Source organism: Bradyrhizobium sp. CCGE-LA001 (assembly GCF_000296215.2).
Lineage (GTDB): Bacteria > Pseudomonadota > Alphaproteobacteria > Rhizobiales > Xanthobacteraceae > Bradyrhizobium.
Map to the genome: position 1 here is coordinate 1,853,290 of NZ_CP013949.1, position 15,943 is coordinate 1,869,232.

17 protein-coding genes are annotated in these 15,943 nt (G+C 65.5%); all 17 read left to right on the forward strand.

The window, feature by feature from the left end; genetic code table 11:
- The first annotated feature begins 36 nt into the window (after positions 1-36).
- Positions 37-1,662, forward strand: a complete 1,626-nt coding sequence (gene fliF / locus BCCGELA001_RS08875) for a flagellar basal-body MS-ring/collar protein FliF (protein WP_008560344.1) — start codon at positions 37-39, stop codon at positions 1,660-1,662.
- The gene (locus BCCGELA001_RS08880; RefSeq protein ID WP_060735088.1) at positions 1,659-2,354 is read left to right on the forward strand and encodes a hypothetical protein; all 696 of its coding nucleotides are present in this window, start codon (positions 1,659-1,661) and stop codon (positions 2,352-2,354) included. The genes fliF and BCCGELA001_RS08880 overlap by 4 nt, the downstream gene beginning before the upstream one ends.
- A 6-nt stretch (positions 2,355-2,360) precedes the next feature.
- The gene (locus BCCGELA001_RS08885) at positions 2,361-3,620 is read left to right on the forward strand and encodes a MotB family protein (protein ID WP_060735089.1); all 1,260 of its coding nucleotides are present in this window, start codon (positions 2,361-2,363) and stop codon (positions 3,618-3,620) included.
- Positions 3,617-4,798, forward strand: a complete 1,182-nt coding sequence (locus tag BCCGELA001_RS08890; RefSeq protein WP_060735090.1) for a chemotaxis protein — start codon at positions 3,617-3,619, stop codon at positions 4,796-4,798. The genes BCCGELA001_RS08885 and BCCGELA001_RS08890 overlap by 4 nt, the downstream gene beginning before the upstream one ends.
- Positions 4,795-6,123 (forward strand): flagellar hook-length control protein FliK, encoded by a 1,329-nt coding sequence (gene fliK / locus BCCGELA001_RS08895; RefSeq protein WP_060735091.1) that lies wholly within the window; start codon positions 4,795-4,797, stop codon positions 6,121-6,123. The genes BCCGELA001_RS08890 and fliK overlap by 4 nt, the downstream gene beginning before the upstream one ends.
- Positions 6,074-6,655: a transglycosylase SLT domain-containing protein gene (locus BCCGELA001_RS08900; protein WP_060735092.1), complete on the forward strand. Its 582-nt coding sequence runs from the start codon at positions 6,074-6,076 to the stop codon at positions 6,653-6,655. The genes fliK and BCCGELA001_RS08900 overlap by 50 nt, the downstream gene beginning before the upstream one ends.
- Before the next feature lie 82 nt (positions 6,656-6,737).
- The gene (locus BCCGELA001_RS08905) at positions 6,738-7,970 is read left to right on the forward strand and encodes a flagellar hook protein FlgE (protein WP_060735093.1); all 1,233 of its coding nucleotides are present in this window, start codon (positions 6,738-6,740) and stop codon (positions 7,968-7,970) included.
- 34 nt (positions 7,971-8,004) lie between these two features.
- Positions 8,005-9,483 carry a flagellar hook-associated protein FlgK gene (gene flgK, locus BCCGELA001_RS08910; protein ID WP_008560295.1) on the forward strand — a complete coding sequence of 493 codons (1,479 nt, stop codon included), beginning with the start codon at positions 8,005-8,007 and terminating at the stop codon, positions 9,481-9,483.
- Between the two features lie 3 nt (positions 9,484-9,486).
- Positions 9,487-10,533 carry a flagellar hook-associated family protein gene (locus BCCGELA001_RS08915; protein ID WP_008560293.1) on the forward strand — a complete coding sequence of 349 codons (1,047 nt, stop codon included), beginning with the start codon at positions 9,487-9,489 and terminating at the stop codon, positions 10,531-10,533.
- A gap of 50 nt (positions 10,534-10,583) precedes the next feature.
- On the forward strand, positions 10,584-10,928 hold the full coding sequence (flaF, locus tag BCCGELA001_RS08920; protein WP_008560291.1) for a flagellar biosynthesis regulator FlaF: 345 nt from the start codon (positions 10,584-10,586) through the stop codon (positions 10,926-10,928).
- Complete coding sequence (gene flbT / locus BCCGELA001_RS08925; RefSeq protein WP_008560289.1) at positions 10,928-11,338, forward strand: flagellar biosynthesis repressor FlbT; 411 nt, start codon at positions 10,928-10,930, stop codon at positions 11,336-11,338. Before flaF ends, flbT begins: the two co-directional genes overlap by 1 nt.
- 15 nt (positions 11,339-11,353) lie before the next feature.
- The gene (flgD, locus tag BCCGELA001_RS08930; RefSeq protein WP_060735094.1) at positions 11,354-11,767 is read left to right on the forward strand and encodes a flagellar hook assembly protein FlgD; all 414 of its coding nucleotides are present in this window, start codon (positions 11,354-11,356) and stop codon (positions 11,765-11,767) included.
- Positions 11,764-12,030 carry a flagellar biosynthesis protein FliQ gene (gene fliQ, locus BCCGELA001_RS08935; RefSeq protein WP_027572776.1) on the forward strand — a complete coding sequence of 89 codons (267 nt, stop codon included), beginning with the start codon at positions 11,764-11,766 and terminating at the stop codon, positions 12,028-12,030. Before flgD ends, fliQ begins: the two co-directional genes overlap by 4 nt.
- A 166-nt stretch (positions 12,031-12,196) precedes the next feature.
- Positions 12,197-14,278 (forward strand): flagellar biosynthesis protein FlhA, encoded by a 2,082-nt coding sequence (gene flhA / locus BCCGELA001_RS08940; protein WP_060735095.1) that lies wholly within the window; start codon positions 12,197-12,199, stop codon positions 14,276-14,278.
- Complete coding sequence (gene fliR, locus BCCGELA001_RS08945) at positions 14,275-15,027, forward strand: flagellar biosynthesis protein FliR (protein ID WP_008560275.1); 753 nt, start codon at positions 14,275-14,277, stop codon at positions 15,025-15,027. The genes flhA and fliR overlap by 4 nt, the downstream gene beginning before the upstream one ends.
- A 6-nt stretch (positions 15,028-15,033) precedes the next feature.
- Positions 15,034-15,453, forward strand: coding sequence for a hypothetical protein (locus BCCGELA001_RS08950; RefSeq protein WP_008560273.1), 420 nt, complete (start codon positions 15,034-15,036; stop codon positions 15,451-15,453).
- Positions 15,450-15,929 carry a rod-binding protein gene (locus tag BCCGELA001_RS08955; protein WP_008560272.1) on the forward strand — a complete coding sequence of 160 codons (480 nt, stop codon included), beginning with the start codon at positions 15,450-15,452 and terminating at the stop codon, positions 15,927-15,929. The genes BCCGELA001_RS08950 and BCCGELA001_RS08955 overlap by 4 nt, the downstream gene beginning before the upstream one ends.
- Positions 15,930-15,943 lie beyond the last annotated feature (14 nt).

Below are 15,943 nucleotides of genomic sequence, written 5' to 3' on the forward strand. Positions count from 1 at the left end.
GGAGTGTCGCCTACGTTCGCATTGCCACGAGGTCATATGCTCAGTCGCGCGCAGATACAGCAACTGCTCAACAATCTGCTGGAGCTCGGGCCGCGACGCCTGATGGCCTTGGGATTGATCGGATTCGCCGTTCTCGTCACCGTCGTCGGCGGCGCCTATTATCTGAGCCGGCCTGAGTTCGAGACGCTCTATACCGGCCTCACCCGCGAGGACGTGACGCGCATGGGCGCGGCGCTGCGCGAGCAGAACGTCACCTTCGACGTCAACACGGCCGGTGATGCGATATCGGTGCGGCCAAGCCAGACCATGCAGGCTCGGATGCTGCTCGCCGAGAAGGGGCTGCCGACCAGCGCCAATTCCGGCTACGAGCTGTTCGACAAGATCGGCTCGCTCGGCCTGACCTCGTTCATGCAGGAAGTCACCAAGCTGCGGGCGCTGGAAGGCGAGATCGCGCGCACGGTGCAGCTGATGAAGGGCGTCAAGGCGGCCCGGGTTCACATCGTTCTCCCGGTGCGCGGCTCGTTTCGCGCGACCCAGCAGCCGCCATCCGCTTCAGTCGTTCTGCGCACCGATGGTGCGATCGAGGCGCGCACCGCACAATCGATCCGTCATCTCGTCGCGGCCGCCGTCCCCGGTATGAACCGCGACAAGGTGACGGTGCTGGATGCCGACGGCTCGATGCTGCTTGCGGAGGAGGATGAGGCCAGCGCCGCGCCGACCAAGATGGCGAGCCTGCAGAAGACCGTCGGCGGCATGGTGCAGGAGAACATCCGCAAGGCCTTGACCCCGTATCTGGGCCTGGACAATTTTGAGGTCAGCGTCGCGCCGCAGCTCTCCACCGACAAGCGGCAGATCAACGAGACCGTCTACGATCCCGAGAGCCGCGCCGAGCGCTCGGTGCGGAACGTGCGCGAGAAGGAATCCTCGCAGAACGCGGACCGTTCGACGCCGACCACGGTGCAACAGAACCTTCCGGATCAGCAGGTGAACGCGGGCGGCGGCAAGAATTCGAGCGAGGACAAGACCCGCCGCGAGGACGTCACCAATTTCGAGGTCTCGTCCAAGACCACGACGACGGTGAGCGACGGCTATTCGGTCAAGAAGCTCTTCATCGCGGTCCTGGTCAACCGCGCCCGTCTCGTCGCCGATCTCGGCGACAAGAGTAACCAGGCCATCGTCGACAGCAAGCTCGCCGAGATCAGCCAGCTCGCGGCGACGGCGGGCGGGTTGGACAAGCAGCGCGGCGACCAGATTCAGGTCTCGGCGGTCGACTTCATCGAAGGCTCGCGCGAGCTGGCGCCGGTGCCGCCGATCACTTTCGTCGAGATGATCAACAAGCAGCTCGGCAGCGTCATCAACGCTGTGACCATTCTCGCCGTTGCCTCGATGCTGGTCTGGTTCGGACTTCGGCCCGCGGTCAACGGCATTCTCACCCATCGCGCCGAGCAGGAGCAGGCCGAAGCGGCCGAGGTCGCCGAGCTCGAAGCTGCCACGGCGCTGGCGTTGGCCGAAAGTCAGGACCCCGAGCTCAACCTCGTCGAGGACCTCGAGGGCAAGATGCAGCGAACGCCGCAGAAGCGGCTGGAGCAGATCGTGCGGCTCGATCAAGCGCAGGCGGCAGCGATCCTTAAGGACTGGATGCGACGCGAGGAGGCGGCATGAACGCGGCAATCGGAAAACTGCTGACGCAGTTCGACGCGAACGGCCGCGCCAAGTCGCCGCCGCCCCCTCCGCCCAAGATCCAGGACGTGCTGACAAGGAAGGAGGTCCGGCGCGAGCCGCAAGCCCAGGCGCAACCTCAGCCACAGCCGCACGCCCCACCGCAGCTTCAGCCGCCGTCGCCCGCACCGGAATCCCCGCTCCCCAATCTTCTCGACGATGCCTATCGGCGCGGCCATGCGGCCGGCGTCGCGGAAGGCGACGCCAGGCTTGCGGAGGAACGCGTCCGCAGCGCGATCCGGCTCGGCGAGGAGCGCGCGAAATGGTCCGATCAACAGGCGGCCACGATCGTCAACGGTTTCGAGGCGGCTTGCCGCGAGATCGAGAGCAATATCGCGAGCTCCGTTGCGCGGATCCTGTTGCCCTTCCTCAACGAGGCGGTTCGCGACAAGGCGATCGGATCGCTGGTCGAACAGATCGCGGCCTTGACCGGGAATTCGCCGATGCCGGTGTTCAAGGTCACCGGCCCGAGCGAGCTATTGGACCTCGTGAGGGTGCAGCTCGAGAAGTCCCGGCGGACGGGCATCGCTTATGAGGCCGCCGACAGCTTCGAGGTCCGCGCCGTGGCCGACCAGACCGTGATCGAGACGCAGATCTCGGCCTGGAGCGAACGCCTCAAGGAGGCGCGCCGGTAGCCCGCCATGAATGAGGTCAAGCCAGAACTCGTGATCATCCGGCGGAGGAGCGCCTTCGAGGATGAAAAGCCGCATGGTGGCGTCTGGAAGATCGCGTATGCGGATTTCATGACCGCGATGATGGCGTTCTTCCTGGTGATGTGGCTGCTCAACGCGCTCAACCAGGACCAGAAGCAGGTGGTTGCGAGCTACTTCAATCCGATCAAGCTCGCGGAGAACGCACCGGCTCCGAAGGGCCTGAAGGATCTCTCCAAGAAGGAGCCGTCGTCGTTCGAAGGACAGGACGGCAGGCGCAAGCCGGCCGGGCCGAACGAGGAACGGCGTGGCGATTCGCCGACGGCGGAGAAACCGGCCTCCTACGAGGAGAAGGTCCTGTTCCGCGATCCCTATGCCACGCTTGCTGAGATCGCGAACAGCGCGAACCAGGCCTCGGGCCAGCGGCGCGCCGGCGCGCTGACGTCCGCGGAAGAAGACGGCCTCAAGGGCGGCGACGCCTACCGGGATCCCTTCGATCCCGGTTACTGGAAGCTGGCGCCGCAGGCGTCCAAGGACGGGGATCGCATCATCGAAAGCGAGCCGCAGGCGCGCCGTGCCAAGGCGGATGATGCCGGTGGAAGCGTGGCGCCGAACGCAGATAGCGCGTCCGCGAGCCCGTCGCCGCTGTTGCCGCCGGGACCGGCGCCGTCGCAAGCACCGCGCGAGGGCAATGCGCAGGCCGGCGCTCAGGCCAATGCCGCTGCGCAGGCGCGTCCTGGCGATACGACGAAGGAGGCCGAACCGCGCGATGCGGCGCAGACGCAGCAGCCGACCGTCAAGCAGCTTCAGTCCGCGATCGCGGATGCGCTGTCAGACATCAAGGCCGGCGCGGGACCGGCGGCGGAGGTGCGCCAGGTCGAGGAGGGGCTTCTGATCAGCCTGACCGACGATGCGAGCTTCGGCATGTTCGCAGTTGGCTCGGCCGAGCCGCGGCCCGAGCTCATTCGCGTGATCGACAAGATCGGCCCGCTGCTGACGAGGCGGTCCGGCTTGATCATCGTCCGCGGCCATACCGACAACCGGCCGTACCGGTCGGAAGCTTACGACAATTGGCGGCTGTCGACCGCGCGGGCGCAGATGGCCTATTACATGCTCGTCCGCGCCGGCGTCGATGCGCAGCGGATCGAGCACATCGAAGGCTACGCCGACCGGCGGCCGAAGCTGCCGAACGATCCGGCGGCCGCGCAGAATCGCCGGATCGAAATCCTGATCCGGGAGAAGCGCTCTTGATCAGGCCGTTTCTCCGCGCCGTGCTGTTGCTGCTGCCGCTCGCGGCAGCAAGTGCGTTTGCCGAGCCGACGCCGCCGTCAGGCGAACAGCCGTATGAGCTGGTGCGCGCGTTGCAAGCCGTGCAGGACGGCATTGCCAACGGCGACACTGCGGCGCACGGCAGCCACATCGCGCTGATCCGGCAGATCGGCGAGAAATTTCTCGCCGCCGATGCCGGCGTGTGGAGCAGTCCGCAGAACGGTCAGGCCGTCGTTATTTACCTGCTGAGCGGCGGCGCGCCGCAGATCGTCCGCAAGCTGCCGCGCGACAAGATGACCATCGACGAGCGGCTGTTCAATGGTGCGCTCGCCTATGTCGAGGGTCGCCAGGACGAGGCGCGCGAGCTGCTCAAGGACGTTAAGCCGCGCGCGCTTCCCTCAGGTCTCGGCGGACAGGTCGCGCTGGTCCAGGGTGCGCTGTTCGCGCGCAGCGAGGCCTCGTTCGCGATCGAACGCCTCGACGATGCGCGCCTGCTCCTCCCGGGCACGCTGGTGGAGGAGGCGGCACTGCGGCGCGAGATCCTGCTGGTCGGGCAGGCGGAGGATTTCGACAAGTTCGAGTTCCTGACGCTGGCCTATATCCGCCATTACCGCAACTCGATCTATGCCGGCGATTTCTGGCAGCGCTTCTCCACGGGCCTGACGCAATCGAGCCTGGCGTTCGACGAGCGTCGATTTGCCCGGATCACGACGCTGCTGGAGCAGATCGATCGCGCCGGCCGTCTCAAGCTCTATCTCGTGATCGCACGCGCCGCGATGCTGCGTGGACGGCTGGTCGTGACCCGGCTCGCCAGCGAGCGCGCGCTGACGCTCAGCGCCGATGCGTCGGTGGACCGCGAGCGCGCGCATCTCTTCCGTGGCACCTCGCGGACGCTCACCGACGAGTATGACGGCGGTCTCGCCGAACTGAAGGCGCTCGATCGGTCGAAACTGCCTGAGCGCGACGTTCCCCTTCTGAATGCGGCGGTTCAGCTCGCGCTCGACATCCGCAAACCCTTCGCCGCAGGATCAGCAACCACGGCCGACAAGCCTCCGGCAACGCCGGCCCGTCTCGACCTCGCATCGTCGACCGCGACCGTCGCGCGTGCGCAGAAGCAGTTCGGCGAGCTCGAACGTCTCACCAGGGATCGCCGTCCATGACCAAGCTCAACGGAACCTCCGGACAGGCTTTCTCGGGCCTCGCCGAAACTCTCAACATGCGCGGGACGTCGCGCTCGGCGAAAGGCGCCGGGGCAAAATCGCAGGCGGACTCGTCGTTCAACGATTTGCTCCGCAACGTCTCCAATCTGGCGAAGAAGGCGCTCAAGGAGGAGAACGCAGACGCGAGCGTGAAGGCCGCATCGTTGCGGACGCATCTGGCGCATCCCACCGAAGAGAGCAAGACAAAGGGCGAGACGGTTCACGAACGGCTCGAGCCAACCGACGAAGCCGGGTCCGGTCGCAAGTCGTCCGGCCGCAATGTTGATCCACCGTCGGAACGTCCGGCAGACCACAGGGCGGACGTCGCGGACCGCTCCAGCGTTGTTGCGACGGCCGGACAGGAGCTCGCTGCTGCGCCGGCGGTGAGATCGCAGCTGCTATCGCCGGTGGACGACAGGGCAGAGGCGGCCGTGCGCGACGAACGCTCGTCCACGACCCGGCGCGAAAGCCGGGCTGCGGATACAGCTAGAATCGACGTGGCCGATTCAGCGCCGTCCGCGGCCGCTCCGACAGGCGCGCGCTCCCAGGCCGTGGCTTCGCAGGCGACCGCAGTCGCGCCGCTAGGCAGCGATGCCACCTCGAAACCAATGCCGGCGGCATGCGGCTTCGACACCGTCACGGCCAATGTGGAGCGCGCGGTCAAGGCTTCGGCGCGGGACGCGTTGCCCGAGGCGACCAAGGTCACCGTGCTCCAGCAGGAAACCCATCTGCCGCCGGCGCAGTTCAATGCTCCGCAACAGGTTGCAAGCGCGGTGGTCGCCGAGCTGAAGGAATCTGCGGCGGCCTCCGCTCTCCCCGATCCCGCGGCGTCGCAGACCAATGCGCCGGACCAGCCGCTCAAGATCCTGACCATCAATCTCGAGCCACCGGCGCTGGGCAACGTCACCGTGCGCCTGCGTCTCGTCGGCACCGAAGTGTCCGTCCACCTTGCGGCCGAACGCAAGGATACCAGCCAGATGCTGGACCAGCAGCGCGATTCGATCCGCGATCTCATGCAGTCGGCGGGCTATGTCGCCGACGTCGCGCCGGTCCAGCACGGCACGCTGGATGGATTCCAGAGCGGCTCCGGCCAATCGCAGTCGCAGCTTTCGAGCCAGCAGCAGCCGCCGTCGCAGTCGCAAGGCTCGTTCGGCGGCGCCAGCTCGTCGTCGGGGCAGTCGGACGGCGAGGCGAAGCAGACCCGGCAGGAGCGCCAGTCCAATCAGGAGACGCGTCATGAGCAGGACGTGGCGCCGCAGATTCGTCGCGGCCCTGTTTATCTGTAACGCAGGCGCCGCGCAGGCGGCAGCCGATGGTGCGCGCCCCTGCGAGCGCGAGATGGCGCGCGCGGCCCGGCAGCACGGGATTCCGCTCGGCATTCTCTATGCGGTCGGTCTCACCGAGACCGGGCGCCGTGGCGCGCTGCATCCTTACGCGCTCGGCGCCGACGGGCAGACCGTGTTCGCCAAGGACATCAACGACGCGATCGCGGCTTTCGAGACGATGCGAAGCAAGGGCATCAAGCTGATCGACCTCGGCTGCATGCAAATCAATCACTATTATCACGGCGACAAGTTCGCGTCGGTCCGCGCGATGTTCGATCCGGCCCGAAACGTCGAATACGCCGCGCGCTTTTTGAAAGAGCTCAAACAGCGCGAAGGTAGCTGGACCATGGCGGTCGCCCGCTACAATGCAGGACCGAACAACCAGCCGGCGCAGAAGCGCTACGTCTGTCACATCGTCGCCCATCTCGTTTCGAGCGGCTTCGGCGCGTGGACGGACAAAGCTCGTTCGTTCTGTCAGCCGAAGACGACGTGAAGTTGTGCATGGTTCCTCACCATCAGCCCCGCGCAAGCAAGAACCCTCATTGTAACTCCACCCTACCACAGGAGCCCAATCCATGAGCCTCTACGGCATTATGCGCACCGGCGTTTCCGGAATGTCTGCGCAGTCCAACAAGCTGTCGACGGTCTCGGACAACATCGCGAACGTCAACACCACGGGCTACAAGCGGGCTTCGACCGAATTCTCCTCGCTGATCCTGAAGAGCGGCTCGGGCAATTACGATTCCGGCGCGGTCGAGACGACCGTCCGCTACGCCATCAGCGACGCAGGTCATACCCAGTTCACCACGTCGACGACCGACCTCGCCGTCCAGGGCAACGGCTTCTTCGTGGTATCGAATGCCGACAACACGCAGCAATATCTGACGCGCGCCGGATCGTTCGTGCCGGATAGCCAGGGCAACCTGGTCAACGCCGCCGGCTATTACCTTCTGGGCCAACCCGGCCTCGTGACCAACTTTTCGCAGAACAGCCTGGCGGGTATGCAGATCGTGAACATCGCCCAGGTCTCGCAAGTGCCGGTGCCATCGACGGCGGGCACGCTCACGACCGGCAATCTGGATCCGAAGGCGGCCGTCATCGCCGGTCCGCCCGGCCCGGCGTCCTATTCGTCGAAAAGCTCGATCGTCGCCTACAACAATATCGGCCAGGCGGTGACGCTCGACGTCTACATGTCCCATACCGCGACGGCTGCGGGTTCGGATACCTGGCAGGTTCAAGTCTATGATTCGGCGACGGGCACGTCGCTCGCCGCCGCCACCACTTTCACCTTCGACACCACCGCGGCCGGCAGGGGCGCGCTGGCTGGAGCGAGCCCGACGGGCCTCGCCTTCACCGTCCCGGGCGGCGCGGCGATGACCTTGGACCTGTCGAACATGACCCAGGTCGGAGCCGATTTCAGCTTCAAGGCCACCGTCAATGGCAGCGTTCCCGCGGCCATCGACAAGGTCGACGTCGACGAGGCCGGCCACGTGACGGCGATCCTCAAGAACGGGCAGCAGCTGACGTTGTACACGATCATGCTTGCCGATGTCGCGAGCCCCGACAATCTGACGCCCGAGCCGGGCAACGTCTATTCGACCAACATGAACTCCGGCAACGCGCAGGCCGGCAACGCCGGCACCGGCGGGCTCGGAACGATCCAGTCCGGTGCGCTGGAAGATTCCAACGTCGATCTCGCGGACGAGCTGACCGGGATGATCGAGGCGCAGCGCGGCTTCACCGCGAACTCGAAATCGTTCCAGACCGGCGCCGACCTGCTCGACGTCGTCGTCAACCTGAAGCGCTGAATCCTGAAGCGCCCGTCCCGGGCAAGAGCACATCATGTCCCTTACCGCCGCTCTCGATTCCGCCCGCGCCTCGCTCATGGCATCGGGCATCCAGTCCTCGACGATCTCGCGCAACATCGCCGGTGCCAGCGCAACCGGCTATTCGCGCAAGATCGCGGTGCTGGACAACCTTCCCGGCACCGGCGTCTATGTCGCGGCGATCCAACGCGCCGCGAGCGGCGGCCTGTTCACGAATGTCCTCACCGCGACGTCGGCCTCCGCCAAGCAGGGCGTGATCTATGACGGCCTTCAGAAGATCGCGACCGCGACGGTCGACGATCCCGAGCTCGAACAATCGCCGACCGCCCAGCTCACCAAGCTGAAGCAGGCGCTCCAGCAATATGCGAACTCAACCGACAATGCGACCCTGGCGCAGGCCGCGGTGACCTCAGCCAAGGACATGGCGACCACGCTCAACCAGGCGACCAAGACCGTGCAGTCCGTGCGCGAGGGTGCGGACGCCGACATGGCGACGTCGGTCGCCAACATCAACCAGCTGCTCGCCCAATTCGACAAGGTCAACACCGCGATCGTGAAGGGGACGATCTCCGGCGACGACGTCACCGATTATCTCGACCAGCGCGACGACATCGTCTCGAGGCTGTCGCAGGAGGTCGGTGTCTCGATGTCGCTCCGGGCCAATGGCGACGCGGCGCTCTATACCGACAGCGGCGTTGTGCTGTTCGACAAGACGGCGCGAACGGTGAGCTTCGCGGCCACCAACGTCTATACGCCCGGCACGACCGGAAACGCGGTGTATATCGACGGCGTCCCCGTCACCGGCGCCAATTCCGTGATGCCGCTCAAGACGGGCAAGCTCGCCGGTCTCGCCGAGCTGCGCGACAAGGCGACGGTCACGTATCAGAGCCAGCTCGACGAAATCGCGCGCGGCCTGATTGACGCCTTCAAGGAGAGCGATCAGTCGGCAACCCCGACGCTGGCCGACAGGCCCGGCCTGTTCACCTATCCCGGAGCGCCGGCAATGCCCGCGAGCGCCACCATCTCGGTCGGCCTGGCCGGGACGATCAGTGTGGCCGCGTCGGTCGATCCCGCCGTGGGCGGCAACCCCAATCTGCTGCGCGACGGCGCGATCAGCGGCAACGCGGCGTTCAACTACAACACGACCGGCAATGCCGGCTTCTCAGCACGGCTCCAGCAGCTCATCAACGAGATGGACGCGCCGCAGCCATTCGCCGCCGCGGCGCAGGCCAAGCCAAGCGGCAGCGTGATCGAGTTCGCCTCGTCCTCGGCAAGCTGGATCGAAAGCCAGCGCAAGACCGCGGACGACAGCGTCCAGTACCAGAACACGCTGCTCGACCGCAGCACCGCGGCATTGTCCAACGTCAACGGCGTCAACATGGACGACGAGATGGCGTTGATGCTCCAGGTCGAGCGCACTTACTCCGCATCGTCGAAGATCATTTCCACCGTCGACGAGATGCTGCAGAGCCTGCTGGCTGCCGTGGGGAACTAAGTCATGATGAGCGCGAACTACATCTCGACCCTGATGCTGTCTTCGGCCTTGAGGTCCTCGATCACGAACAATCAGGCCGCGCTGAGCAAGGCCACGAAGGAGGCGACCACCGGCCGTTTCGCCGATGTCGGCCTCGAGCTCGGCACGGGGACGGGCCGCGACGTCAGCCTGCGCGCCGAGTTCAACTTCGCCGACCAGCTCGTCGACACCAACGAGCTCGTCGCCGGCCGCCTCGACGTGACCCAGAACCGGATCACGCAACTCGGCAAGACGGCATCGGACTTCCTCAAGAACCTGATCGCAGCGCGTGACGCCGACAGCGGTGCGCGGATCATCCTGCCGAGCGCATCCGCCAATCTCCAGGATCTCGTCGGCGCGCTCAACGTTTCCTACAACGGCTCGTACCTGTTCGGCGGCATCAATACGCAGACCCAGCCGATCACGAACTACGTCGCGGGCTCTGCCAGCAAGAACCAGCTCGATGCCGACTTCCTGGCGAGCTTCGGCTTTGCACAGTCGTCGGCCAGCGTGAGCACCATCACGCCTGCGCAGATGCAAAATTTCCTCGACAACACCCTTGATCCCGAGTTCGCGAGCCCGGCTTGGGACACCAACTGGTCCTCAGCCACCGACCAGACCCTGTCGAGCCGCATCTCCACGACCGAGGTCGTCGACAGCTCGGTCAGCGCCAACCAGCCCGGCTTCCGCAAGCTGGCCGAGGCCTACACCATGCTGACCGATCTCGGGAACACTGGCCTGAGCAAGGATACGTTCCAGGTCGTCGTCGACAAGGCCATCAGCCTCGTCAGCGGTGCGATCAACGACCTCGCCGTGCTCGGAGGCACGGTCGGCTCGATCCAGCAACGCGTCACCGGCGCCACCGAGAAGCTGAAGATCCAGAAGGACATCCTCAACGACCAGATCGTGAAGCTGGAGGCGGTCGATCCGACCGAGGCCTCGGTCCGGGTCAACACCTTGCAGACCCAGATCAAGACAGCGCTCGCGCTGACCTCGCAGCTCCAGCAGATCAGTCTCATCAACTATCTCTGAGAAAGCTCGATCTTGTCCTGTTGGTTGGCCTCCCGTGCAGAGTGGTTCAGATGACGTTTGAAGCCTATGAAGCGGTTGTCGATGAGAGCGGCCATGAGGCGCGGGGCCGCGAGCGGCAGGCGCTCAGCCTCGGCATCGACCGGCTCGAACGGATCCAGCGAGGCGCATTCCACATCGAGGAGCAGGTCGAGAGCCTGCTCTATGTCCGGCGGCTGTGGACCATCTTCATCGAGGACCTCTCGCATCCCGAGAACGGACTCCCGGACCAGCTGCGGGCCGACATCATCTCGATCGGCCTTTGGGTGGTGAAGGAAGCCGACCGCCTTCGCGACGAGAAGTCGAACGACGTGATGCAGCTCATCGAAATCAACCGCCTGATCCGAGACGCTCTTTGATGAAGATCTCCTTGCGCGCCGGCGAACGGATCTACGTCAACGGTGCGGTGCTGCGCGTCGACCGCAAGGTCTCGGTCGAGCTCGTCAACGACGTGATGTTCCTGCTCGAAGGGCAGGTCATGCAGGCATCCGACGCCACCACGGCGATGCGGCAGCTCTATTTCATCGTCCAGCTGATGCTGATGAACCCGACCGACGTCCGGGACGCGTCAGTGCTCTACGCGCAGCACCACGCCGCTCTGCTCGCCGTGTGCGAGAACCGCGAGATGCTCGACGGGCTCGCCGCGGTCGACGAACTGGTCGGGACGACGCGCTATTTCGAGGCGCTCAAGCGCATCCGGGCGCTGTTCCCGGTGGAGCAGGCCATCCTGGCCGGCGCCGCGACCCATTCCCCATTCCAGGCTGCCTGACAGCGGAGAGGCCAGATGAACGTCACCAGCGCGACCGACACGACCAGCAAGTCGTCCAACTCGACCACGACCACGTCGAGCAACAGCGTCGACTACAACACGTTTCTTCAGCTGCTCGTTGCCGAAATGAAGTACCAGGATCCGACCAATCCGATGGACACCGCGCAATATATGAGCCAGTTCGCGCAGCTCTCGACGGTCGAGCAGGCCATGCAGACCAATTCGAAGCTGGATGCGCTGCTGTCCTCGCAGTCGCTGTCACAGGCCAACGGCTTGATCGGAAAAACCGTCAGCTTCACCGATGCGACCGGCGCCAGCTTCACCGGCAAGGTCGTTTCGGTCTCCATCAACAGCGACGGCTCCATCGCGACCCTCGAGAACGGTACCAAGGTCGCGGTCGGCCCCGGGCTCACGATCAGCCAGTCATGAACGAGCGGGACGCCCTCGACATCGTCCAGGCGGCGATCTGGACCATCATCGTCGCCTCCGGGCCCGCGGTCGGCGCCGCGATGCTGGTCGGCACCGTGATCGCGCTGATCCAGGCCCTGACCCAGATCCAGGAGGTGACGCTGACCTTCGTCCCGAAGATCATCGTCATTCTCCTCGTCGTCGCCGTCTCCGGCTCCTTCATCGGGGCGCATCTGTCCACCTTCACCGAGATGGTCTATTCGCGCATCGAGCACGGCTTCTGATCGCTAAAGCATGATCCGGAAAAGTGCGAAGCGGTTTTCCGGAAAGATCATGCGTAAACAACAACCAGAAGCGCGATCATTCCAAATCTGATCGCGCTTCGCGGGCCACCACCCTCGCGTAAGCTTTGCGCGGCAGATTGCGAGCCGGATCCTCTGCCGGTGACCCATGGCCGATACGTTAGCTGCTAGCCTGCCCAGCCCGCGGCGCCTCGGGGCGGACGCCTTCTTCGCAGCCGGCATCGTGACCATGCTCACGATCCTGTTCCTGCCGATCCCGCCGATCCTGATCGATCTCGGACTTGCCTTCTCCATCGCACTGTCGGCGCTGATCCTGATGGTCGCGCTGTGGATCCAGCGGCCGCTCGATTTCTCGGCCTTTCCGACCGTGCTGCTGATCGCGACGATCCTGCGCCTGGCGCTGAACGTCGCGACCACGCGCCTGATCTTGTCGCGCGGCGGGGAGGGCGAGCACGCCGCCGGCTACGTCGTGGCCGGCTTCTCCAAATTCGTCATGGGCGGGGACTTCGTCATCGGCCTGATCATCTTCGCGATCCTGGTCACGGTGAACTTCGTCGTGATCACCAAGGGCGCGACGCGTATCGCCGAGGTCGGCGCCCGCTTCACCCTGGACGCCATTCCCGGCAAGCAGATGGCGATCGACGCGGATCTGTCGGCCGGCTTGATCGACGACAAGGAAGCCCAGCGCCGGCGCCGCGAGCTCGAAGAGGAGAGCGCGTTCTTCGGCGCCATGGACGGCGCCTCGAAATTCGTCCGGGGCGATGCCATCGCCGGCCTGCTCATCACCGCGATCAACATCTTCGGCGGCATCATCATCGGCGTCACCCATCACGGCCTGACGCTGTCGCGTGCGGCCGACGTCTACACCAAGCTGTCCGTCGGCGACGGCCTGGTGTCGCAGATGCCGGCGCTGATCGTGTCGCTGTCGGCGGGCCTGCTGGTCTCCAAGGGCGGCACCAGAGGCTCGGCCGAGCAGGCGGTGCTGCGGCAGCTCGGCGGCTATCCGCGCGCGGTCTCGGCCGCCGCGCTGATGATGTTCGTGCTCGCCTTGATGCCGGGGCTGCCGATGGCGCCGTTCCTGCTGCTCGGCGGCGTCATGGCCTTCGTCGGCTACTCCTTGCCGAAGCGGCAGGCGGCGCTGAAGCAGAAGGAGGATGCGCGCAAGGCCGACGAGCGCGCCCAGGCCGACGCCAAGGAATCCGTCAAGGAGCAGCTCAGGACCGCGGAAATCGAGCTGGCGCTCGGCGGCCATCTGTCGGTCCATCTGCTCGGTTCGCGCACGGAGCTTGCGCACCGCGTCGCCAAGATCCGCAAGAAGTTCGCCAAGCAGTACGGCTTCGTCATTCCCGAGATCAAGCTCAGCGACAACCTCTCGATCGACCCCAAGGGTTACCAGATCCGGATCCACGATACCCGAATTGCCCATGGCGAGCTCAGGCTCGGCGAGGTGCTGGTGCTGGTCGACAAGGACGGCAAGCCCGACGTGCCCGGCGAGGAGGTGATCGAGCCCGCCTTCGGCATGAAGGCGCTGTGGGTGACGGAAGCCTTCACCGACGAGGTCAGGCGTCAGGGCTGCAAGCCGGTCGACAATCTGTCGGTGCTGCTCACGCATCTCAGCGAGGTGATCCGGGCCAACCTCGCCCAGCTGTTGTCCTACAAGGACATGCGCGCCCTGCTCGACCGGCTCGATCCCGAATACAAGCGCCTCGTCGAGGATCTCTGTCCGTCGCAGATCTCCTATTCGGGCCTGCTCGCGATCCTGAAGATCCTGCTGGCGGAGCGGGTCTCCATCCGCAATCTTCACCTCATCCTCGAGGCGATCGCCGAGATCGCGCCGCATGTGCGGCGCTCCGAGCAGGTCGCAGAGCACGTGCGCACCCGTCTTGCCCAGCAGATCTGCGGCGACCTCTCCGATAACGGCGTGCTGAACGTGGTCCGCCTCGGCAATCGCTGGGACCTCGCGTTCCACCAGAGCCTGAAGCGCGACGCCAAGGGCGACGTCGTCGAGTTCGATGCCGATCCGCGCCTGATCGAGCAGTTCGCGACCGAGGCCAGCGCCGCGATCCGCAAGTTCACGGAGAATGGCACCAGCGTGGTCCTGGCGGTGACGCCGGAAGCGCGGCCCTATGTCCGGATGATCCTGGAGCGGGTGTTCCCGACCTTGCCCATCCTGTCGCACGTCGAAGTCGCGCGCAGCGCCGAGATCAGGGCGCTCGGAGCCGTGTCGTGATCTCCGGCCTTACCGACAGCGTGCTGGTGACGTTCATCGTGTTCTGTCGCATCGGCGCCTGCCTGATGCTGGTGCCCGGCTATTCGAGCATCAATGTGCCGGCCCAGGTTCGCCTGTTCGTCGCGCTGGTCACGACGTTCGCGCTGACGCCGATCCTGATCGCGATCCTCAAACCGCTTACCGACAACGCGGCGCCGCTGACGCTGGCGCTGCTAATCTGCTCCGAGCTCGTTGTCGGCAGCGTGATCGGGCTCGGCGGCCGCGTGTTCTTCCTCGCGCTCCAGACCATGGCGACCGTGATGGCGAGCGCGATAGGCTTGAGCAACATCCCGGGCACGCCGGTCGGCGACACCGACCCGGCGCCGGCCCTGGTGCCGCTGATCATGGCCGCCGTCACCACGCTGTTCTTCATGACCGACCAACACTGGCAGGTGCTGCGCGGGCTGATGAACTCCTACGACGTCTGGCATCCCGGCAACAGGATCGGCGACAGCATGGCGCTGGACCAGCTCGTCGGGCGCCTGTCGGAAGCTTTCGTGCTGACGCTGCGGATCACCAGCCCCTTCATCGTCTATTCCGTCATCGTCAACCTGGCGGTCGGCCTGATCAACAAGCTGACGCCCGCTATTCCGGTCTATTTCATCTCGGTGCCGTTCGTGCTGTTCGGCGGCTTCCTGCTGCTCTATCTCACCAGCGACGAGCTCCTGACGCAGTTCATGCTCGGCGTTTCCTCGTGGCTCGCGGAGTGACCGGTCATGACGTCGCGCGCTGACAAGCTCGGCCGGATGGTTTCGCTGGTGAAGCTCCAGCTGCGGCTGTCCGAATGGCAGCTTGCGCATCTGCGGCAGCAGGAGCGCAACCTGGACGACCAGCAGGAATGGTTGGTCAGGGCGCTGAACGACGGCAAGCCTCCGGCGGGATCGTCGAGCGATTCGATCGCGCGGCGTCTCAACAGGGCGAGCGTCGGCGCCCGCGCCGTGAAAGAGCAGGCCTCGCGGCAGCTTGACCAGGTTCGCCGCGAAAGTCGCCGCGTGAAACAGCTCGAGGAGGTCGCAAAAGCGGCTCTCGCCGACAAGCTCCGTGACGCGGAGAAGCGATCGCTCGAGGAAATGACGGGCGTAAGCCCAGCCGTGCGCGAGTGGACGCCGCGGCCAGCCAGCCGGAACAAGACATGATCGTGACAGCGACACAAGACCTCGTCCTCGACGTCCTCGAAGCCGCCGACCCCGTGGCGCAGCGGGCGGCGACCGCCAAGCTCGACGCACTGAAATCAACGGATGCGGATTTCGCCGCCACGATGGAGGCGGAGGCCGGCAAGGCCAAGGCGGCTGCTACCGAACAATCCGCAACGAAGTCGTCCGAGGCGGAGCCGGGCGCCGTCAACGGCGCGCCGGTGCAGGTGATCAAGGCGCCGGCCTCCGGCGAGGTGTACCGGAAATTCGAAGCCTACATTCTGCAGACCTTCGTCGAAGCGATGCTGCCGAAGGAGTCGGAGGAGGTCTTTGGCAAGGGCACGGCCGGCGGCCTCTGGAAGTCGATGCTGGCGGAACAGCTCGGCAGCCAGCTGGCCAAGGGCAAGGGCATCGGCATTGCCAGTCAGCTCGCCGCCGGGCAGCCGGCTGGACCGGACGTGACGGGGAAAGCCGGGTGATCCGGCAATTGGTG